Raw genomic sequence first — 17,505 nt, 5'->3', positions numbered from 1 at the left:
GTATGCGTACTTCTCTCTGGGGAATTCTTAGCGTATTTCTTTTATCCGGAGTAATATCTCTACCGCTCTCGCTGAATGCAAAAACAAAGTCCAAAAAAATAGTTTTGATGTCCACGGAGTCTCCTCCGTTTTTATCTGAAAGTATGAAAGATCAGGGTGCTGGAATTTTCGCTCTCAGAAAATTGTTAAAAAAAGCGGGCTACGATCTTGAAGTTCGCTTTGCGCCATGGGAGCGAGCGAAGGTCATCGCGCGTTCGGATGCGAGTGTAGGCGGGATATTTCCATACGCGGCTAAAGATCTAGCGGATTTTCTTTACTCAAAACCCATCTATCGGGCTAAGTGGGTGATTGTTGAAAGAAAACAAAATCCCATCACGTGGGATAAGATCGAAGATTTGAGCAAGTTCACGATGGGTAATGTGACAGGAGTCGAACTTCGTCCTGGAATTAAAGAGCTGGCAGAAACAAATAAACTCAAAGTCGAAAACGCCTCGACTGATCTGAACAATTTGTTGAAGCTTGCCAACAAAAGAATCGATTTCATAACCATGGATGCGACGGTTTTCAAATATCAAATGTGGGTGGAGCCTAAACTGCAATCTTTTCGAGAAGCTCTGCAGATCAATCCCAAGTTTATCACTGTCACAGAATATGGATTGGCATTAAAAAAGAGCCCCGATCACGAGGCTCTTTTGAAGGTATTCAATAAAGTTAGTTCTTTTGAAGAGGCGAATCGCCACATTGACTTCTATCTTGAGCACCTTCAAGACAGCAGCAGCAAAAAAAAGTAAGTGACCGTTTAGAACTGTACTTCGAAACCTTCGTTGCCGTCGCGGTCAACAGTTGAGATCACTCTGAAGTTCGTATTTGGATTTGCAGTAACCACAGGGTCTAAAGTCACGCCGTCGACTACAACAACAATTTTGTATTGTCTCGCCAAAGAAAGCGTTCTTTGCGTGTTAGCGGGAACAACAATGCTTTGAAGCGTATTGCCTTCCGAGCCTTGATAGATCGCAAATTTGACAACGTGTTGAGTGTTATTATAAACGCGCATTGAGGCGTGGCCAATTGTCGGTAAAGCAAGAAGTGCGAAAGTTAAAGTTTGAACGATTTTTTTAGTAAGTGATTTCATTTTATTTGCCTTTCAAAAAGATTGTTATGTCTTCGTAGAAAAGCAATCGCGATACCAACTTTTAAGAGCCTTATCTGCAATATAAAAGGTTTAAAAGCGGGGATGCCGGAGGCCCAGCAAGACATACTGTTGTGTCTTCGGCGCCTACCGGGAATCCGACAGGCGCCGTCTTTTATGTTGCTCCAGTTATCACCGCAATAAGCGCCATAAATCCAATAACAGCAATGAACTTATGGAGCAGGTTACGCCACCCAGTGAGTGTCATAACTTTCCTCCTCGGTTGAATTATTGTCGTTGAACACGATATTTCTAATAAAAAACTGGGATGAGCCTGAAATTTGTCAAGGTGACGTCTGGAAATTTTTTGGGAAAGAATTTCTCTGTAAAATCACAAAGGTTTGCGAAATACCTCCGTCTGATTCAAAAGCAAATCTATCATATAAGAGCGGGAGGTTCAGTTATGAAAATCACCGTCACCTTTACGTCGCAAGGACGCATGCTTGAAGGACTTCTTTTTTTACCAGAAAGCAGTCAAGGTGTCGTTCCTGGTCTTTTGTTTGAAGGCTCCATGACAGGGGCAACCAACCAAATTGCAGAGTTGATAGCACGTGAAGTTTCGCTGCAGGGATTTGTGTGTCTTGTGATGGATCACAGCTTCTACGGTGATGATGAAGGAGCGGCGCAGCCCTGGGAATCTCCGTCCAAACGACTAGAGGATATCAAAGCAGCGCTGCGATTTTTAATCGATCATGCAGCCGTGGACAGTGAAAAAATTGTCGGCGTGGGAGTCAGTGTCGGCGTCGAATACATGGCTCAAGTTTGCAGAGAAACGAATTACTGCAAAGGCCTTATCATGTTGCAAGGCCCCTTTGATGACTCCCAAAATGTCACAAGAGATTTAGAAATTCCCTCCATCGTTATTGATGAAACTCATTTGGATTCTGCCGTGGACGAAGTCGTCCTTTGGACCAGAACTTTGTTTAACGGCAGTCTGCCCGAACAAAAGAACGAACCGCAAAATATCGATTGGAGCCGTTCAGATAAATAAGTGGTGGAGGTTCCCGTAAATCGGACCCGGCGTTCACTAATGCGACTTCACAGATTACCTCAAAGAAAATTGAATAACCACGCAGCCTAGAAAAAATATGGGTTCTAACCTGCAAAGGAAGAACCGGTGAATCCAGAAACATTGTCACTAAGCAGTGCCCAAGAGTTTGTTACGAATATTTTTAATCGTGCCGGCATCACCGCCAACGGTCGTATGGCCTCGGACATTAAAGTTCACAATACAAAATTTTATAATCGGGTTTTAGCTCAAGGTTCTCTCGGGTTGGGTGAATCCTATATGGATGGGTGGTGGGATTGTGAAGATCTTAGCCAATTTTTCTTTCTTCTTTTGCGCGCCCGTTTGGATGAGGCTGTCAATCCTGCGACCTTGGCACTGCAATCATTGAAGTCCAAAGTTCTTACGTTGGGACGAAACGATCCCTACAAGATCGGAGAGTTCCACTATGATTTGAGCGACGATTTGTACCGCGTGATGTTGGATAAAAGAATGATCTACACCTGTGGCTATTGGCAGGACGCTTTAAGTCTTGATGAGGCTCAAGAAAATAAACTGCAACTTATCTGTGACAAACTTTATCTAGAGCCCGGGATGCGAGTTCTGGATATCGGTTGCGGTTGGGGTGGATTCTTAAAATACGCTGCTGAAAATTATGGAATTAAAGGTGTGGGTGTCACAGTCTCAAAAGAGCAGGCAAGTGAAGCCAAGAAAAATTGCCAAGGCTTTGCCATCGACATCCGTTTGGAAGACTACCGCGAAACAGTCGGGCAGTTTGATCGTATCGTTTCTATCGGTATGTTTGAGCACGTGGGTAAAAAGAACTACCTGACGTTTTTTAAAAAGGCGGCAGAGTGTCTTACGGATGATGGAATTTTTCTTTTACATACAATCGGAAACAGTGAACCTTCGGGAGGCGGAACGGATCCTTGGATAGAGAAATACATTTTTCCAAACTCTATGATACCTTCCATCTCACATGTCGCGACTGCCATTGAGGGACTTTTTGTTATGGAGGACTGGCACAACTTCGGCCCTCACTATGATAAGACATTGCTAAGTTGGTTTGAAAACTTCGATCACGGCTGGCCTAAGTTGCAAGACAAGTTTGATAAAACATTTTACCGCAAATGGAAGTATTATCTTCTGAGTTGCGCGGGTACATTCAGAGCGCGCAGAACACAATTGTGGCAAATTGTTTTAACGAAGCACGGCCTAAGTAATGGCTACACAAGCCTTCGCTAGTTTAGGAAGAAGGCAATTTTTCTAAAAGTCTTTGAAACTCTTTGGCCTCGGTGTTTGTAAAATACTGACCAAAATGTTCTTCAATCGCAGCTTTATAATAGACCCATGTTTCTTTCAGGGCTTTTTTCCCTGCCGAAGTAATATGGGCGTATTGGCCTCGTTTATCTTCGGCACATACTTCTTTTGTAAGAAGACCTTCCTGCTCTAGTTTTTCAACGGATCTTGTTAAAGCGCTTCGGCTGGTTACAATGCGATCAGCAATTTCACTGAGTCTCAAGCGTTGCTCTGGTGAACGATATAAAACCAAAAGAACATCATACCAATGAAGCGGAAGAACGCCTTTTCGTTGTTCCAGATCTTTTTCAATCTTTCTCAAAACAAGAGAATGGCGAGAAATTAACATTTCCCAAGCTTTTAGCTGATTTGCAGAGTTTTTATCGTCCATGTTTAAACTCTGCCACAAAATAGTTGCACGCGCAACTAAATCTGGTATTCTCTAGATAGTTGCACGCGCAACTAATATTGAAATGAGCCTTGTGGCTAATATTGTTGAACTTCAAGGATTCAAATAAAGGACTCAAATAAAGGATGTAAATATGAAATCATTGATTTTAAAAACACTGGCGACAGATAAAAGTCTTACAGAATTTTTCTTAAGAGTGGCTCTGGGAGCCATGATTCTCCCTCACGGATTGCAAAAAACTTTTGGTGCGTTCGGTGGTTATGGCTACACGGGCACAATGCAGTTTTTTACAGATACGATGGGAATTCCCGCGCCTTTCGCATTTATGGCAATCGCCGCTGAATTTGCTGGAGGCTTTGCTCTGATTTTAGGAATTGGAACTCGATGGGCCGCGCTTCTTGTCGGAGCGGTTATGGCGGTGGCAGCTCTTACGTCTCATGTGCAGAACGGTTTTTTTATGAACTGGTTCGGCAATCAAAAAGGGGAGGGTTGGGAATTTCACCTTCTAGCGATTGCCATTGCTGTGGCATTGGTCGTCCGCGGAGGGGGAGCGTACTCGACGGATCTTGTTGTTAGTAAAAAACTATCTTAGTTTTATTTCTACAGAATTCGCGACTTCATTGTTGAAGCCGCGAATCTCAACCAAAACTTTTTTCTTAGCCCAATCAATCGTCGCTAAGCCAAAGTTTTCTTTATTGTAGATCGGCCCAATATAGTGGCTGTCAGCATCGTTATAGTTGTTGCCTTTGTTGATGGAGCTTGAAGTGATGTCATACAAAGGGCCGTAAGAATTAATATCCACTTTCGCAATAGTCGCCAGATGACGATCGCCACTAAGAACAATCACGTTCTTCGCGCGAGTTTTCTTAAGAAGATCAAAAAAGCGCTGACGTTCATTCGGAAAGTTACCCCACTTTTCAAACTTCGGATCATTGGCAACAAGTTGGATGCTGCTCACAATAAAGCGCACGTCAGCCGGGCGTTTGAGTTGGGCTTCCAACCACTCCCATTGCTCTTTCCCCAACATCGTGCCGTCTTCGGACGGAAGATAGTCCATCGCTTTTCCTTCCATACCAGGACGCTCTTTCAATGGACTGCGATAGTAGCGAGTATCAAGCATGATCACTTGCACGGATTTCTTTTTAGGGCCGATGATTTTTGAATGGTAAACCCCACCTTGCTCAAGCGGAATGGAGTTTCTCACGTAAGTCCAATAGTTCAGAAAATCTTTGCGGGCACTGTCTTTGCCAGTCCAATCCGACCCTCCGTCACGCTGACCAAAATCATGATCATCCCATGTCGCCATGAAAGGAACTTTTTCGCGAACGGCACGATATTCAGGAATCAAATCAAGCTTACGGTATTGTTCCGCAATAGGTTGTTGCGAAGGGCTGCTCGCGTAAACGTTGTCACCCATGAATAAAAACAAATCCGGATTCGCAGCACTGATATCTTTCCAAAGAGGTTCGGGCTTATCTTGATTTGCGCAAGAACCAAAAGCGATCTTTGTGAGTGTCGTTGAATAATCAATTCCACGCGCAGGCAAAGAAGAGACATATGTTTCCACGCCATGCGGTTTTGAAGGAGTTGATTCAGAAATCTTGGGAGTGTGCGCACAAGCGGTGAGCAAAAGAACTATGAGCAATAACTTCTTCATGGAAACCTCCAAATGCCGTAACGCGGTTGCACTACCAAAAGTAAGTCCGTACCTCAGAGTCGTCAATCTCATTATGAGATAGGCACAAGCTTTGTATTGGATACTTTGTATGACTGATAAAATGCGTTTATTTCTACGAACAGCGGCTTTGGGATTTGTGGCTTTTGCGATTTTAGCAGCGGAACTCACTCTTGTTGGAGTTCAGCAGCGTTCTCTCACAATGAGACAGCCGATAAGTGGCGTCTCTGTTTACAAAATGCCCAAGCGCCAAATGCTGGAGATGAATATGCAGTCCGCAAAACGCTGGGCTGAACGACTGGATGCTCAGTCGTTGCATATTCTTGCCGTGTCGTCGATGAGCGGTTTTGATCGCTGGCGTCGCGGAGTTGATATCGACTCTATGAAAACTCAATATTCGAAAGATATGATCGCGCATTTAAAGGCGATGACTTCAATTCTAAAGATGCGCCGTGAAAAAGGTGGCTTTGCGAAGCTCCGCGAATTCGATTTCCAAAATATGATTCGTAAAAGCGATTATCTGCTTTCACTGAGTGTGACGAAGTCTTGTCTTGAGCACTTAAGCTCAAAAGAAGACTCAACTGAAGTCGTTCGCGAAGTCGTAGCGTCTTACAATCAAGAACGCATGCAGTTTGATCACAAAATGATTTCCATAGCTGAAAACTAAAAGGGCGCAGAGAGCGCCCTTCCTAAAACTAAAAACATTTTTTTCTAGCGAAGATCGATGTCGATGAAGCATGGGCGCGGCCTACGATCTCGCCGTCGGCAAAAACTCTATAGACAACACCTTCATCCGTTTTTGTGATTGTTCCGACATAGCCCTGATCCGCATGAAAGCGTGAACCACAAGCCATATTCACCATGCCAATAGCCCACTGACTTTGACTTGGAAAATCCAAGGAAACAGTGGCCTCGCCGACTTGAGCAGAGGCATAAGAACCCACAAAGATCGCAGCCATAACAATTATTTTTTTCATCGTAGTTATCTCCATTGTTTGAATTGTGGGCCTAAATAAATTCAGAACAGGAGCGATGTCAGGTTTTATTCTTGAAAGAATCCGTCGCGTAATGGGCTTTGCGAACGGCAAAAAAAAGCCTCTGCGTTCGGCAGAGGCTTTCGAACATATTATTAAGTAATTTCCTATTTGCGTTCGCTGATAGGAGTGACTTTACGCTGTTCTTTACCAACGTACTCAGAAAGAGGACGGATGATACGGTTGTCAGCAGCTTGCTCCATGATATGAGCAGACCAGCCCGTTGTACGAGCCATCACGAAGATCGGAGTAAAGAAGTCGATCTCAAAGCCCATCATGTAGTAAGCAGGACCCGCTGGGAAATCCAAGTTAGGGTAGATTTTTTTCTTCTCAACCATAACTTTTTCTAATGCAGAGTACATCTGCATCCATTTTTGCTCGCCAGTCACATCAGCCATGACTTGCGCGTATTTTTTCATAGTTGGAACGCGAGAGTCGCCAGAGCGGTAAACGCGGTGACCGAAGCCCATCACTTTTTTCTTCTGAGCTAGAGCATCCAACATCCACTGTTCTGCTTTCGCAGGATCAGCGATCTCTTTCATCATGTGCATAACCATTTCATTCGCACCACCGTGCAAAGGACCTTTCAACGCACCGATACCCGCGACAGTTGCAGAGTAGATATCAGATTGAGTTGAAGTCACAACACGTGCTGTGAAAGTAGAAGCGTTGAAGCTGTGTTCAGCGTAAAGGATCAAAGAAACGTCGAAAGCTTTTACAACTTCTTTTTGTGGAACCTTACCGAAGCACATGTGGAAGAAGTTTTCAGCGATAGACAAATCCGCTTTTGGAGGAATGAAATCCAAACCTTTTTTGAAGCGGTAGTCAGCAGCAACCATTGTTGGGATTTTTGCCAACAACTGAATCGCCTTATCCATGTTTGTCGCTGGAGTTGCATCCCAGATACGAGCGTCTTCAGTGCCCAAGAATGAAACCGCAGTACGGATAGAATCCATCGGGTGACATTTTTGTGGAAGAGCTTTGATCACATTCAACAAAGTTGTAGAGATCTCACGGTAGCCGCGTTCTTTTTTTGTGAAGTCAGCAAGTTGAGAAGCGTTTGGCAACTCACCATTATAAAGCAAGAAAGCCACTTCTTCGAAAGAGCAGTTTTCAGCCAAGTCTTGAACTGGATAACCACGGTAGATCAAAGAGTTTGTGTGAGGGTTTACTTTAGATACAGAAGACGTATCCATAACAACGCCTTCAAGACCCTTTTTCACGTTCATTTTCTCTGGTTCTGGAACGTAATCTGGATTGATATATTCAGCCATTTTTCCTCCGAAGATGGGTACGCCGTACCTTTTTGAGATGCGGCGCGTAATGTGTGTAAAAATGAATGGTTCAAGCTAGCTTGGGGTTTGGCATCGGTCAATAGATGGACAGTGCAAAAGCGACTTTGCTTGGCGCGGCGAAAGACGCCGTTCGACGGTGGGAGCAGGAACGAGGACTTAAGAATCCTGTAGGGACCTTAAAAGCCATTGCTGCAGAGTCGGCGCCAGTTGTTGATGCTCTTTCCGCGCGCGCGACCACCAAAGACTTAAATGATTATTTTTAATTCCTCGAAGCTCCGAAAGCGAAAGTTCGACGACTTCTTGGGTGCGAAGCTCTTTTAACACCGCCAACCGCGGCACAAGACTCCACCCATAACCTTTGGCAACGGCAGAGCGAATGCCGATCAGGTTATCCACACTGACCGAGATATTTTCCATTCTCTCAGGGAGGTTTAAAAACTCTTCGGCATTGATGTCTATATGTCGCACAAAGCTTTTTTGCTGAAGAGTTTGAAGCTGCTTTTCATCTTTAAGATTTTTAAAATCTTTTTGCCAGGTTTTAGGGATGATAACGATCCACTCTTCCGGAAGAATTTTTTTGTAAGCAATCAGAGGATCGACAGGGGCTCCGCAAGTAATGATAAAATCGCAGGTACCTTCTAGAAGTTCCGTTTCAAAATGACGGTTCGGAGTGAGAATCAACCAATTGTATTTGTGATAGGTGTCGCGATTTAAGCAAGCGGAGTAGGGCACGAGCACTTGTTCAGAAAGCCACATGCTGGTGCCGATTCGCAATTGCGGCTTAGTATCTAGCAGGCGTTGCTGAGAAATCAAAGTGTCTTCTGTCCAGCGATTCACCAGATGACCTTTGGCCGTCAACACCCAACGGCCTTTGATTTTTTCCAGCAAGGCATGTTCAGCAGCAATTCTTTGAACTTTTCTAACTAAGGCGGAAGGATCCAGATTAAGGCGTGCCGCCACGTCTCTTAAGGAAGAGCCATCGCGGAATTCTAAAACAACCAAACAATCATCCAGTGGAATTTGAAAAGCCATAGTGTTGACGAAAAGTAATTTTAATAGTGCATAAAAGTCAACAGCCAAAAACAACGACGCCCGCTAAGGTGGGGCCATAGGAGGATCTATGAAAATAATTATTCCGGCCTTTACGGCTGTCTTACTGATGATGTCAGGTATTCAATCTCATGCGGCCATAGCATGCGTTCCAGGAGACTGTTGTAACGGCAGGCCCTGTGGAAGCAATCCAAATCCCAATCCACCGAGAGGACCGGACTGCCCACCACGTGGAGGACGTCCTTTGTTTTTAAATGTTAAAGTTGGCGGCACGTGCTCCAGTGTTCAGGTTCAAGATTGTTCAGCCTGCGCCTCTTACGCCAATGCCTGCACTGAACACTATGATAAAGCCGGCGATCTTGTTGGTTACGCCTGCGTATACTGCCAGTAGTGTTGGCGAACAAGTAGCCCCTCTTTGTCATGTGGCTAAAATCTTAGCGATTTTTTTTGCCAAAGTAGCCTCAGTTTGAGTTCACCAGGGAACGGATGTTGCTCCTATCCCTGGTGAACTTATTATTAGGAGGCGTTTATGATTAAGAAGGTGATCTTACTGCAGTCTTTGTTTGTATTGTTCGCTCAGGGAGCTTCGGCCGACACAATGATTTTCCACGGAACTGTGGCTGCCCGCAGACAATGTGCAGACACAGGCGGAGTTTTCGCAAAGGATTTAGGATGTAAGAAGTTGGCACTAAGCCAAAGAGAGTGCGCCGTGGCACTTAATGTAAATCAAGGCGAAATCCAAACGATGCAAGTGGAAGTTCCCGAAGCTTATAACACGGGCGACGCTCGCAAAGCTCAATACACAGTGTCTGTGACAAAGCCGTATCTTTATCGCGACGGTTTTCATGCTTATATGTTGAAGATGGACAAAGAGTCTTCTATCGAAGTGAAAATCGCAAGTAATGGAACGGGAAAAGTTCTGGCTGCAAACATGTACTTTGACCACGAATTTGCCAAAGATGGAACTCGTACTTACAAACAATATGAGTGCCGCAATCTGAAAAGAGTCAAATAAGGTGAAATCACTCCGAAGATAAGGAATGATATTGGGAAGTGTTAGACTTCGAATATCTGACTTGGAGGAGTGAATGAACTCTTGGAGCTTGCAAGGTAAAACAGCGGTCGTGTGTGGCGCTTCGGGCGGTATCGGTGAAGCCTCCGCAAAACTTTTAGCGGAACGAGGCGCACGAATTCTAGCTTTAGCAAGGACTGAGGAAAAATTAAAAGCCCTTGTCAGTTCTTTACCTGGTGAGGGTCACAAGAGTTTTGCAATTGATCTGGCAAACACCGATAAGCTGCAAACCGATATTCTTCCTTTGCTGCAAAAAGAATCCGTACAAATTTTAATCAACAACACAGGCGGCCCCAAAGGCGGGCCTTTGCATGAAACGAGTATCACCGAATTTGAAATTCCTTTACGCGCTCATCTGATTGCATCCCATTTATTGGTGCAGACGCTGCTGCCTTCGATGAAGGCGTCTCAATACGGCCGTGTTATCAATGTGATTTCCACCTCTGTCAAAAATCCGATTCCGGGATTGGGTGTTTCAAACACTATTCGCGGGGCCATGGCAAACTGGTCAAAAACTTTGGCTGGCGAACTCGCTCCGTTTGGCGTGACGGTGAACAACGTTTTGCCTGGCTACATTCGCACGGATCGTCTGCGTTCTTTGATGGGGTCTTCGGCAACGTCGACACGAACTTCGGTAGAGGAAGTTGAAGAAAGCTGGAAGAAAACAATTCCTGCGGGAAGAATCGGAGAGCCGCAAGAAATGGCGGAAGCGATTGCGTTTCTAGCAAGTCCTGCGGCTTCGTATATTAACGGCATTAATCTTCCTGTCGATGGCGGAAGAACTCCGTCACTTTAACAAAGTCTTGTGAGATTACAGGTTGCGATTGTTCCTAAGAGACCGAAAATAAAAAAGGTTTCAAACCAAGGAGCCTTTATGAATCGTCGCAACTTTTTAGGGACCTCGGTTAAAATTTTGGCCATCTCTTTCGGTGCAGCCATTTTAAAAGCCTGCGGTGGCAGTTCAAAAAGCATGAACAACAGCAGCGATCCCGGAGAAACTCCTCCCGGAAAGATTCCAACTAAACCGGGAGCAAGTTGTCTGAACAGCGGAACGGTTGTCGATATACAGCAAGTGCATTCGACGAACCACACGCTAGTGATTCCGATCCGCGATATAAATGCGGGTATGGATAAAATTTATGTTCTAGAAGACAACGGAAGCGGTCACACGCATACTGTAGTTATGACCGCCGGTGATTTTAAGAGACTGCGAAACAACGAAAGCACCATGGAGTTTTCCAGCTTTGATGGCGATCACAGTCATACTGTCACGGTGAACTGCGTTTAAATTTCGATCTGGCGACAGAGCCACTGTTCCAGCTCTGTCAGCCCCGCTGAAAGATCGGCGAACTTTTCGCGAGCTTTGGCAAGAGCCTGGCGAATTGTTTCGCCGCGATACGCTTGGCCGCGCAAACTCGCCGTCAAATCTTCAATCAATTGCGGGTAAAGACAGTCTGTGAAAATTTTAAGTTCTTTGATGACGCCATCTTCAACTTGGAATTGGAAATCAAAGAAGCCCAGCGAAAGATACTCATCCATCTTATGATTGAACTCCAAAGTATTTCCGTACAGCCATTCCCACGAACTTAAAGTGTCGTATTGAGCTTTCAATTCTGGAATGCGTTTTAAACTTTCCATTGTCAAAGATTCGACCTCTGCTTTTCCGCCATAGAATTTTTCAAAAGCAGCCACCATCGTTTCAACGATCTGATCATGTTTGATGTTTGCAGAAACTTCGTTGAGGTTCGCGACGCGCGCACGCACGGACTCTTTGCCTTTGGCTTGCAGCTTTTTTGGATTCGGCGTCAAATAATTTCCCAGACGAGTCAAGTCCGTGTGAAGAAGCAAAGTCCCATGATGAAAGGCACGATCTTTCTTTTCTCGATAAGCACTGCCGCTAAATTTACGAGGACCGTCGTGGAAAGGAATCAGTAAATCGTTTCTTCCTGAAGCTTCGCCGGTGATGCCGAAACTTTTAAGGGCATCGAAGATCACCTGCACATTGTTGTCGCGCTTATAGGCTTCTTTCGGTGACAAGAAAGTAAAATTCGTATTTCCCAGATCATGGAAAACAGCACCGCCGCCTGTCGTGCGACGGGCAAGGTGAACATTGTCGTTTTTCATTTGCGCAAGATTGCACTCAGACCACGGATTTTGATTTCGTCCGATCACAACGGTTTCTTCATTTCTCCACAAGAAAAGAACTTGTTGGGAAGGATCGAGGTTGTGAAAGATCCACTCTTCGGTTGCAAGATTAAGGTGAGGATTAAAACTGTCTGAAAGAAAAACTTTAAGCTTTTGCATGAGCGAAACCTAGTCTTACAAGAAACATTGGTCAAGGAACGAGACATCCAAGAGTATATATTCGTTTAAGGCCGGAACCTTGACTTTTTTTCCACCTTAGGGCTTAAATAGAGTCTGTATTTCATCCTCAGAAATGCCCGGACGATGTGCGACGTACCCGGTTAGGACAAGACGACGCTTTTTTCTAAACGAAAGGAGTGTTGGTATGCCTAACACAGTAGCGTGGATTCTTTTATCAATCGCCGGTCTTCTTGAAGTCGGTTGGTCTATCGGTCTTAAATATACCGAAGGTTTCACAAAATTAAACGCCAGTATTTTTACCCTTGTGGCTTTAGCCGGAAGCATGTTTTTACTGGCCCGCGCAGCAACCGTTTTGCCTATTGGAACGGCCTATGGAGTGTGGGTGGGAATTGGAGCCTTGGGAGCGGCGATTCTTGGCATCATTCTTTTTAAAGAGGCTGCGACTCCGGCACGGTTGTTCTTTTTAGGATTGCTTTTGGTCTCTATTATTGGACTGAAAGTCACTTCAGGTTCACATTGAGAACAGAAATTATTACCATTCCTAAGGCGCATATATAGTATCGTTTTATTCATTTTATAGTCTAAGTGTTTATTTGTATAAGGGGCCCACACAAAGAGCGGCGGGCTCAAAACTTTTAAGGAAGTACTTATGAAACACTTAGTAATTGTTCTTTCATTGTTGGTATCAACATCAGCTTTCGCAAAAAACCAAGATATTGAAAAACGTATTCGTTACGCAGCAGACCTTTTAGCTTCGGTTGCTGAAGGTTCTCAAGAGTTCAAAGTCACTCCGGGATCTGACGTAAAGAAAATCTTGTTCGAACTTGCTACGAACGAAGGAATGGTTGATGACCAAAAAGATTTCGACGATCACTGGGAAGCAACTCCAAAAAACGCCTGGGGCGTAGATGAAATGTTGTGGGCTGAAGAAGATCGCGGCGGGGCTTACAGCTACATCGAAAGTGGTCTCGAAAATACTTTGGAAGGTAGCGAGCAAACGGACCAAGATAAAATCAAATTTGCTGATGGCACTTTAAAGTTAAACAAAGCTTTCAACGTTCTTCGCTCCATTAAATCCGTTAAGTACGGTGTGGCGCCTATGGGTGCAGTTCAGTGTGGAGTGACTTTCCCATCGTTGATGATTTTGGATACTGAAAACGGTGTTGTTCACCAAATTATTATGGAAGGTTCTGGCTGCTAATAAGACGCACAGACTTTTAAAAACAAAGCCAGTCGGGAACTCCGCTGGCTTTTTTATTTTCTTCGTCTTGTAAGTTTAAGTCTCGGACGGCGAGCGAATCCACTTAGGCACATCCAGTGGCTGGTAAGTGGAAAACTTTTTAAGCAGGTCCTCTGCGGACTCTGCGAAGACCACAAGGTCTTTGTATTGCTCGCGAATGAATTTTTCTTCAATGCCTTTGTTAACAAGTTCTTTAAGGGGCTTGTAGTAATCCAATACATCCAAAACACCGATAGGTTTTTGATGCAGTCCCAACTGCGACCAAGTGACAATCTCACAAAGTTCTTCGAAAGTTCCAAAGCCTCCCGGTAAAGCAATAAAGCCGTCAGAAAGTTCGGCCATCAAAGCTTTGCGCGAGTGCATAGAATCGACAACGCGTAAATCCGTGAGTCCGTGGTGAGCTACTTCCTTAGTCATCAAAATTTTTGGAATCACACCCGTGACATGTCCGCCATGAGCCAGAACCTCATCGGCGACAGCGCCCATAAGGCCGACACTAGCTCCACCATAGATCAAGGTGATTTTATTGGTCGCCAAAGTTTTACCTAAATTTCTTGCTGCAGACATATACTCCGGCTGAGCCCCGGCACTGGAGCCACAAAACACACAGATGCTCTTCATAAAAACCTCTTAGTTATTAAAATGACAAATTCCCCGGAAATGTCAACGCAGCTGAAATCCATTGCCTTTTTAAAGGACCTTGTTTGAGATATGAAAAGGAGTAGCTATGAAGGTCAATGTGATTCGCTCATTTTTAGCCCTGGAAGCTTTCGTCTTTTTTCTCGCGGCTCTTTTTCATTTCGGCATTTTGGCAACGGGCTATGAACATCAAAAAGCAGGAACCGCTGAAACCGTCATCGGCTGCGTCTTAGCGTTGGGACTGATTCTAAGTTTTCTTTCCAAAGAGTGGACTCACAGACTCGCTATGACAGCGCAAGGATTTGCACTGTTGGGAGTTTTTGTGGGAATCATCATGATCACGATAGGCATTGGCCCAAGAACTCCGCCAGATGTTCTAATTCACATGCTCATGGTGATCTTGCTGCTTTTAGGTCTTATGACCACGCATCGATATAAACGCCTACTTCAGAAATAAAAAAGGGAGGCTTGCTGCCTCCCTAAGAGTTTACTTCAAAGTGAAGTTAAAAATACTGGTATCAAAAGAGTTGTACTCGTCATAACGAGAAAGTGCATACAAGTCTTTACGAGTTTGCATCTTATCCAAAAGACCTTCCTGAGTTCCTTTAGTTTTGATTTCGTGAAGACCTGAAACAGTCGCACCCATCGCAAGACGGAATGTTGTCACAGGATAAATCACGATATTGTATCCAAGGTTAGAAAGCTCTTCATAAGTGTAAAGACGACCTTTACCGAACTCTGTCATGTTCGCAAGCAAAGGAACACTCACAGCCTTACGGAAAGTTTCAAATTCTTTTTCATTCTCAAGAGCCTCAGTGAAGATGCAATCTGCTCCCGCATCAATGTAAGCCTTCGCACGATCAATGGCTTTATCAATGCCTTCAACAGCACGAGCATCCGTACGAGCAATCAAAAGAAAATTCTCATCAAGCTTCTTACCACGAGCGGCCGCCGCCACTTTGCGAGTCGCTTCATCGCGAGTCACAAGAGCTTTGCCATCAAGGTGACCACAACGCTTCGGATTGATTTGATCTTCAATATGGCAACCCGCAAGGCCCATCTCGATCATCTCTTGCACAGTGCGAGTCGCAGACATAGGCTCACCAAAACCAGTATCAATATCAATAATAGTAGGAAGCTTCGTCGTGCGAGAAATCTGACGACCACGCTGAGCGACTTCAGTCAAAGACGTCAACCCAATATCAGGATATCCAAGATCATTAGAAAGAACAGACCCCGAGATATAAACCCCATCAAATCCTTCTCTCTCAATAGCCATACTCACAAGAGGCGACCAAGAGCCCGGAAATTGAAGTAGTTTTCCAGATTTTAAGGCTTCACGAAAATTTTTACGCTTCTGCGCAGGAGTAATTTCAGGAAATAACATAGTATCCTCATCTCTTAATTGGCCCAAGTTTCAAAATCGGTTTTGTGATTCTAAAAGATTTAACTCTCAAAGATCACCAGCATCGTACCACATCCAAACGCGAGCATGTTTTCAATAAACACAATAAAGTAATTTCTAAACGATGAGCTTGTGGGGAGTGGGGTGTTTACCTTAGGGCAGCCACCCGAAGAAGGCCTCCGCCAAGCGTGATGCGTTCGACCGCTGAAAGCGGGCGATGGCGGCAGAGCTCAAGGACGAGCGTGCCGCCGAAGTGGAGGTTGCCCTAAGGTAAACACCCCACTCCCGCACCGAGATCTCCGTCCTAGAAGATCCCTTTATTATCGCGCTTATTGTTAACCAACTTGTCGATAGGAATCTGAACGTTCAACTGTTGAACTTGTTCAGCAGTCAAATTCTCAAGATTCTCAACAAGACCGATGAAACGATCGCGTTCTGCTTTTGTGATGATTCCCTCAGTCAAAGTGTCAAACTTACGGATGTAGTCAGCACGTTTGAATGGACGAGCCCCCGCTGGATGAGCATCAGCCACACCTAGTTCATCAACGATCTTAGAACCGTCTTTCATTGTGATTTCTACGCGGCCACCGAAGCGTTTTTTATCTGGATCTGTCTCGTGGTACCAAGCAGTCCATTGTTTGTCTTCAACAGTAGAAATTTTGTGCCACAAAGCCACAGTGTCAGCACGTTTCGCGCGCTCTGGAGCATACGAGTTAACGTGGTGCCAAGTTCCGTCTTGAAGAGCCACTGCGAAGATGTACATGATCGAGTGATCAAGTGTTTCGCGAGATGCATTTGGATCCATTTTTTGTGGATCGTTTGCACCAGTACCAATCACATAGTGAGTGTGGTGAGAAGTGTGGATCACGATGCTTGCGATATCGTCGAAGTTTTTGATCATTGGTTTCATTTTACGAGCCAAGTCGATCAATGCTTGAGATTGGTACTCTGCAGAGTGCTCTTTCGTGTAAGTCTCAAGGATCGCGCGTTTTTCTTCGCCAACTTCTGGAAGTGGAACTTCGTATTTACCGTTTTTGCCTGAAAGCATGTAAGCGATAACTGAATCTTCACCTTCATAAATTGGAGACGGAGCACCTTCGCCACGCATAACACGGTCGACAGCTTCAACAGCCAATTTACCAGCGTGTGCAGGAGCGTAAGCTTTCCAAGAAGAGATCTCACCTTTACGAGATTGGCGAGTTGTGAAAGAAACGTGAACCGCTTGTTGCACAGCTTGGAAAATAGTTTCAGTTGGAAGAGACAACAATGTACCGATACCCGCAGCTTGAGCAGGGCACAAGTGAGCGATATGGTCTTTTTTGTATTCGTGCAAGCAGATCGCTTTTACTAGATCCACATGAACTTCATAACCAGTCACGATCCCTTTCAAAAGCTCTTTACCGTTTTTACCCATTTGTTGAGCAACCGCCAAGATCGCTGGAATGTTGTCACCAGGGTGAGAGTAGTCAGCCGCCAAGTAAGTGTCATGGAAATCCAATTCACGAACCGCAGTACCGTTCGCCCATGCCGCCCACTCACAGTCAAATTTTTGATCGTTTGGCATACCGAATACAGTCGCACCATGAGCGCGAGGATGCGCAATCGCCATCGCACGAGCCGAAGCTACGGGGCGACGGTTTGCTGCTGCGATAGCAACAGAAGCATTGTCGATGATACGGTTGATAACCATATCAGTAACGTCAGCTTTGATAGGTGCATTGTCAGAAGCGATTTCAGCAATTTTCCAAGCAAGTTGGTCTTTGCGATCAAGCTTTTCTTTAGAAGGATAAACGCGAACAGTGTGTTTCTTCATGAAAGGTCCTTTCAGGGGTTAAAAATAAAACAACTGAACCTAACTTGGGCCTCT

At 44.8% G+C, this 17,505-nt stretch carries 22 protein-coding genes and 1 riboswitch; of the genes, 12 read left to right on the top strand and 10 right to left on the bottom strand.

Features of this window, described 5'->3' with window-relative positions:
• The first annotated feature begins 107 nt into the window (after nucleotides 1-107).
• A complete protein-coding gene (locus AAAA78_RS11810) occupies nucleotides 108-791 on the top strand; it encodes a substrate-binding periplasmic protein (protein WP_340592251.1) in 684 nt (227 codons plus the stop codon).
• An 8-nt stretch (nucleotides 792-799) separates the two neighbouring features.
• On the opposite strand, the gene AAAA78_RS11805 is transcribed toward AAAA78_RS11810, so the two are convergent.
• Nucleotides 800-1,132, bottom strand: a complete 333-nt coding sequence (locus AAAA78_RS11805; protein ID WP_340592250.1) for a hypothetical protein — start codon at nucleotides 1,130-1,132, stop codon at nucleotides 800-802.
• A gap of 460 nt (nucleotides 1,133-1,592) precedes the next feature.
• On the opposite strand from AAAA78_RS11805, the gene AAAA78_RS11800 reads away from it, so the two are divergent.
• Both AAAA78_RS11800 and cfa read left to right on the top strand, forming a co-directional pair.
• On the top strand, nucleotides 1,593-2,180 hold the full coding sequence (locus AAAA78_RS11800) for an alpha/beta hydrolase (protein WP_340592249.1): 588 nt from the start codon (nucleotides 1,593-1,595) through the stop codon (nucleotides 2,178-2,180).
• Between the two features lie 126 nt (nucleotides 2,181-2,306).
• The gene (gene cfa / locus AAAA78_RS11795; protein ID WP_340592248.1) at nucleotides 2,307-3,440 is read left to right on the top strand and encodes a cyclopropane fatty acyl phospholipid synthase; all 1,134 of its coding nucleotides are present in this window, start codon (nucleotides 2,307-2,309) and stop codon (nucleotides 3,438-3,440) included.
• A 1-nt stretch (nucleotide 3,441) separates the two neighbouring features.
• Here cfa and AAAA78_RS11790 read toward each other — a convergent pair whose 3' ends face one another.
• Nucleotides 3,442-3,885, bottom strand: a complete 444-nt coding sequence (locus tag AAAA78_RS11790) for a MarR family winged helix-turn-helix transcriptional regulator (RefSeq protein WP_340592247.1) — start codon at nucleotides 3,883-3,885, stop codon at nucleotides 3,442-3,444.
• Between the two features lie 160 nt (nucleotides 3,886-4,045).
• Here AAAA78_RS11790 and AAAA78_RS11785 point away from each other — a divergent pair, with 160 nt between their 5' ends.
• The gene (locus tag AAAA78_RS11785) at nucleotides 4,046-4,495 is read left to right on the top strand and encodes a DoxX family protein (RefSeq protein ID WP_445292003.1); all 450 of its coding nucleotides are present in this window, start codon (nucleotides 4,046-4,048) and stop codon (nucleotides 4,493-4,495) included.
• On the opposite strand, the gene AAAA78_RS11780 is transcribed toward AAAA78_RS11785, so the two are convergent.
• On the bottom strand, nucleotides 4,487-5,560 hold the full coding sequence (locus tag AAAA78_RS11780; RefSeq protein WP_340592245.1) for an alkaline phosphatase D family protein: 1,074 nt from the start codon (nucleotides 5,558-5,560) through the stop codon (nucleotides 4,487-4,489). The two genes, AAAA78_RS11785 and AAAA78_RS11780, sit on opposite strands and share 9 nt — an antisense overlap.
• 109 nt (nucleotides 5,561-5,669) lie before the next feature.
• Between AAAA78_RS11780 and AAAA78_RS11775 the strand changes: the two genes are divergently transcribed.
• On the top strand, nucleotides 5,670-6,245 hold the full coding sequence (locus AAAA78_RS11775; RefSeq protein ID WP_340592244.1) for a hypothetical protein: 576 nt from the start codon (nucleotides 5,670-5,672) through the stop codon (nucleotides 6,243-6,245).
• A 28-nt stretch (nucleotides 6,246-6,273) separates the two neighbouring features.
• On the opposite strand, the gene AAAA78_RS11770 is transcribed toward AAAA78_RS11775, so the two are convergent.
• The 3 genes from AAAA78_RS11770 to AAAA78_RS11760 all read right to left on the bottom strand — a co-directional run bounded on the left by AAAA78_RS11770 (nucleotide 6,274) and on the right by AAAA78_RS11760 (nucleotide 8,939).
• Nucleotides 6,274-6,555 carry a hypothetical protein gene (locus AAAA78_RS11770; protein ID WP_340592243.1) on the bottom strand — a complete coding sequence of 94 codons (282 nt, stop codon included), beginning with the start codon at nucleotides 6,553-6,555 and terminating at the stop codon, nucleotides 6,274-6,276.
• A gap of 164 nt (nucleotides 6,556-6,719) precedes the next feature.
• Entirely contained in the window at nucleotides 6,720-7,886 is a 1,167-nt protein-coding gene (locus AAAA78_RS11765; RefSeq protein WP_340592242.1) for a bifunctional 2-methylcitrate synthase/citrate synthase, read from the bottom strand.
• 177 nt (nucleotides 7,887-8,063) lie between these two features.
• On the bottom strand, nucleotides 8,064-8,939 hold the full coding sequence (locus AAAA78_RS11760) for a LysR family transcriptional regulator (RefSeq protein ID WP_340592241.1): 876 nt from the start codon (nucleotides 8,937-8,939) through the stop codon (nucleotides 8,064-8,066).
• A gap of 88 nt (nucleotides 8,940-9,027) precedes the next feature.
• Between AAAA78_RS11760 and AAAA78_RS11755 the strand changes: the two genes are divergently transcribed.
• From AAAA78_RS11755 to AAAA78_RS11740, 4 genes are all read left to right on the top strand, one after another.
• Nucleotides 9,028-9,348, top strand: coding sequence for a hypothetical protein (locus AAAA78_RS11755; RefSeq protein ID WP_340592240.1), 321 nt, complete (start codon nucleotides 9,028-9,030; stop codon nucleotides 9,346-9,348).
• A gap of 138 nt (nucleotides 9,349-9,486) precedes the next feature.
• Nucleotides 9,487-9,972 (top strand): hypothetical protein, encoded by a 486-nt coding sequence (locus AAAA78_RS11750; protein WP_340592239.1) that lies wholly within the window; start codon nucleotides 9,487-9,489, stop codon nucleotides 9,970-9,972.
• A gap of 73 nt (nucleotides 9,973-10,045) precedes the next feature.
• On the top strand, nucleotides 10,046-10,825 hold the full coding sequence (locus tag AAAA78_RS11745) for an SDR family oxidoreductase (protein WP_340592238.1): 780 nt from the start codon (nucleotides 10,046-10,048) through the stop codon (nucleotides 10,823-10,825).
• A gap of 78 nt (nucleotides 10,826-10,903) precedes the next feature.
• Entirely contained in the window at nucleotides 10,904-11,317 is a 414-nt protein-coding gene (locus AAAA78_RS11740; protein ID WP_340592237.1) for a hypothetical protein, read from the top strand.
• Here the strand turns inward: AAAA78_RS11740 and AAAA78_RS11735 are convergent.
• Nucleotides 11,314-12,333: a lipoate--protein ligase gene (locus AAAA78_RS11735; RefSeq protein WP_340592236.1), complete on the bottom strand. Its 1,020-nt coding sequence runs from the start codon at nucleotides 12,331-12,333 to the stop codon at nucleotides 11,314-11,316. The genes AAAA78_RS11740 and AAAA78_RS11735 overlap by 4 nt on opposite strands.
• A gap of 113 nt (nucleotides 12,334-12,446) precedes the next feature.
• Nucleotides 12,447-12,514, top strand: a riboswitch (guanidine-III (ykkC-III) riboswitch).
• Between the two features lie 24 nt (nucleotides 12,515-12,538).
• On the opposite strand from AAAA78_RS11735, the gene AAAA78_RS11730 reads away from it, so the two are divergent.
• Nucleotides 12,539-12,874 carry a DMT family transporter gene (locus AAAA78_RS11730; RefSeq protein ID WP_340592235.1) on the top strand — a complete coding sequence of 112 codons (336 nt, stop codon included), beginning with the start codon at nucleotides 12,539-12,541 and terminating at the stop codon, nucleotides 12,872-12,874.
• A gap of 129 nt (nucleotides 12,875-13,003) precedes the next feature.
• Nucleotides 13,004-13,555 carry a hypothetical protein gene (locus tag AAAA78_RS11725; RefSeq protein WP_340592234.1) on the top strand — a complete coding sequence of 184 codons (552 nt, stop codon included), beginning with the start codon at nucleotides 13,004-13,006 and terminating at the stop codon, nucleotides 13,553-13,555.
• A gap of 75 nt (nucleotides 13,556-13,630) precedes the next feature.
• Here AAAA78_RS11725 and AAAA78_RS11720 read toward each other — a convergent pair whose 3' ends face one another.
• Entirely contained in the window at nucleotides 13,631-14,215 is a 585-nt protein-coding gene (locus AAAA78_RS11720; RefSeq protein ID WP_340592233.1) for an LOG family protein, read from the bottom strand.
• A gap of 106 nt (nucleotides 14,216-14,321) precedes the next feature.
• Here AAAA78_RS11720 and AAAA78_RS11715 point away from each other — a divergent pair, with 106 nt between their 5' ends.
• Complete coding sequence (locus AAAA78_RS11715; RefSeq protein ID WP_340592232.1) at nucleotides 14,322-14,690, top strand: hypothetical protein; 369 nt, start codon at nucleotides 14,322-14,324, stop codon at nucleotides 14,688-14,690.
• Between the two features lie 30 nt (nucleotides 14,691-14,720).
• Here AAAA78_RS11715 and prpB read toward each other — a convergent pair whose 3' ends face one another.
• Both prpB and AAAA78_RS11705 read right to left on the bottom strand, forming a co-directional pair.
• On the bottom strand, nucleotides 14,721-15,620 hold the full coding sequence (prpB, locus tag AAAA78_RS11710) for a methylisocitrate lyase (RefSeq protein ID WP_295899954.1): 900 nt from the start codon (nucleotides 15,618-15,620) through the stop codon (nucleotides 14,721-14,723).
• Between the two features lie 322 nt (nucleotides 15,621-15,942).
• Nucleotides 15,943-17,451: an MmgE/PrpD family protein gene (locus AAAA78_RS11705; RefSeq protein WP_340592231.1), complete on the bottom strand. Its 1,509-nt coding sequence runs from the start codon at nucleotides 17,449-17,451 to the stop codon at nucleotides 15,943-15,945.
• Nucleotides 17,452-17,505 lie beyond the last annotated feature (54 nt).

This window comes from Bdellovibrio sp. BCCA, assembly GCF_037996825.1.
Lineage (GTDB): Bacteria > Bdellovibrionota > Bdellovibrionia > Bdellovibrionales > Bdellovibrionaceae > Bdellovibrio.
The sequence above is the reverse complement of the archived record's forward strand: the minus strand, read 5'-3'. Positions and strand labels throughout refer to the sequence as shown.

What these genes read in the sequence shown, in the direction of transcription:
- AAAA78_RS11730 (WP_340592235.1), top strand. Translation starts at nt 12,539, where the DNA reads ATGCCTAACACAGTAGCGTGGATTCTTTTATCAATCGCCGGTCTTCTT.
- AAAA78_RS11760 (WP_340592241.1), bottom strand. Translation starts at nt 8,939, where the DNA reads ATGGCTTTTCAAATTCCACTGGATGATTGTTTGGTTGTTTTAGAATTC.
- AAAA78_RS11790 (WP_340592247.1), bottom strand. Translation starts at nt 3,885, where the DNA reads ATGGACGATAAAAACTCTGCAAATCAGCTAAAAGCTTGGGAAATGTTA.
- AAAA78_RS11780 (WP_340592245.1), bottom strand. Translation starts at nt 5,560, where the DNA reads ATGAAGAAGTTATTGCTCATAGTTCTTTTGCTCACCGCTTGTGCGCAC.
- AAAA78_RS11750 (WP_340592239.1), top strand. Translation starts at nt 9,487, where the DNA reads ATGATTAAGAAGGTGATCTTACTGCAGTCTTTGTTTGTATTGTTCGCT.
- AAAA78_RS11715 (WP_340592232.1), top strand. Translation starts at nt 14,322, where the DNA reads ATGAAGGTCAATGTGATTCGCTCATTTTTAGCCCTGGAAGCTTTCGTC.
- AAAA78_RS11735 (WP_340592236.1), bottom strand. Translation starts at nt 12,333, where the DNA reads ATGCAAAAGCTTAAAGTTTTTCTTTCAGACAGTTTTAATCCTCACCTT.
- AAAA78_RS11800 (WP_340592249.1), top strand. Translation starts at nt 1,593, where the DNA reads ATGAAAATCACCGTCACCTTTACGTCGCAAGGACGCATGCTTGAAGGA.
- AAAA78_RS11720 (WP_340592233.1), bottom strand. Translation starts at nt 14,215, where the DNA reads ATGAAGAGCATCTGTGTGTTTTGTGGCTCCAGTGCCGGGGCTCAGCCG.
- AAAA78_RS11745 (WP_340592238.1), top strand. Translation starts at nt 10,046, where the DNA reads ATGAACTCTTGGAGCTTGCAAGGTAAAACAGCGGTCGTGTGTGGCGCT.
- prpB (WP_295899954.1), bottom strand. Translation starts at nt 15,620, where the DNA reads ATGTTATTTCCTGAAATTACTCCTGCGCAGAAGCGTAAAAATTTTCGT.
- AAAA78_RS11755 (WP_340592240.1), top strand. Translation starts at nt 9,028, where the DNA reads ATGAAAATAATTATTCCGGCCTTTACGGCTGTCTTACTGATGATGTCA.
- AAAA78_RS11765 (WP_340592242.1), bottom strand. Translation starts at nt 7,886, where the DNA reads ATGGCTGAATATATCAATCCAGATTACGTTCCAGAACCAGAGAAAATG.
- AAAA78_RS11805 (WP_340592250.1), bottom strand. Translation starts at nt 1,132, where the DNA reads ATGAAATCACTTACTAAAAAAATCGTTCAAACTTTAACTTTCGCACTT.
- AAAA78_RS11770 (WP_340592243.1), bottom strand. Translation starts at nt 6,555, where the DNA reads ATGAAAAAAATAATTGTTATGGCTGCGATCTTTGTGGGTTCTTATGCC.
- AAAA78_RS11705 (WP_340592231.1), bottom strand. Translation starts at nt 17,451, where the DNA reads ATGAAGAAACACACTGTTCGCGTTTATCCTTCTAAAGAAAAGCTTGAT.
- AAAA78_RS11810 (WP_340592251.1), top strand. Translation starts at nt 108, where the DNA reads ATGTCCACGGAGTCTCCTCCGTTTTTATCTGAAAGTATGAAAGATCAG.
- AAAA78_RS11740 (WP_340592237.1), top strand. Translation starts at nt 10,904, where the DNA reads ATGAATCGTCGCAACTTTTTAGGGACCTCGGTTAAAATTTTGGCCATC.
- AAAA78_RS11725 (WP_340592234.1), top strand. Translation starts at nt 13,004, where the DNA reads ATGAAACACTTAGTAATTGTTCTTTCATTGTTGGTATCAACATCAGCT.
- AAAA78_RS11775 (WP_340592244.1), top strand. Translation starts at nt 5,670, where the DNA reads ATGACTGATAAAATGCGTTTATTTCTACGAACAGCGGCTTTGGGATTT.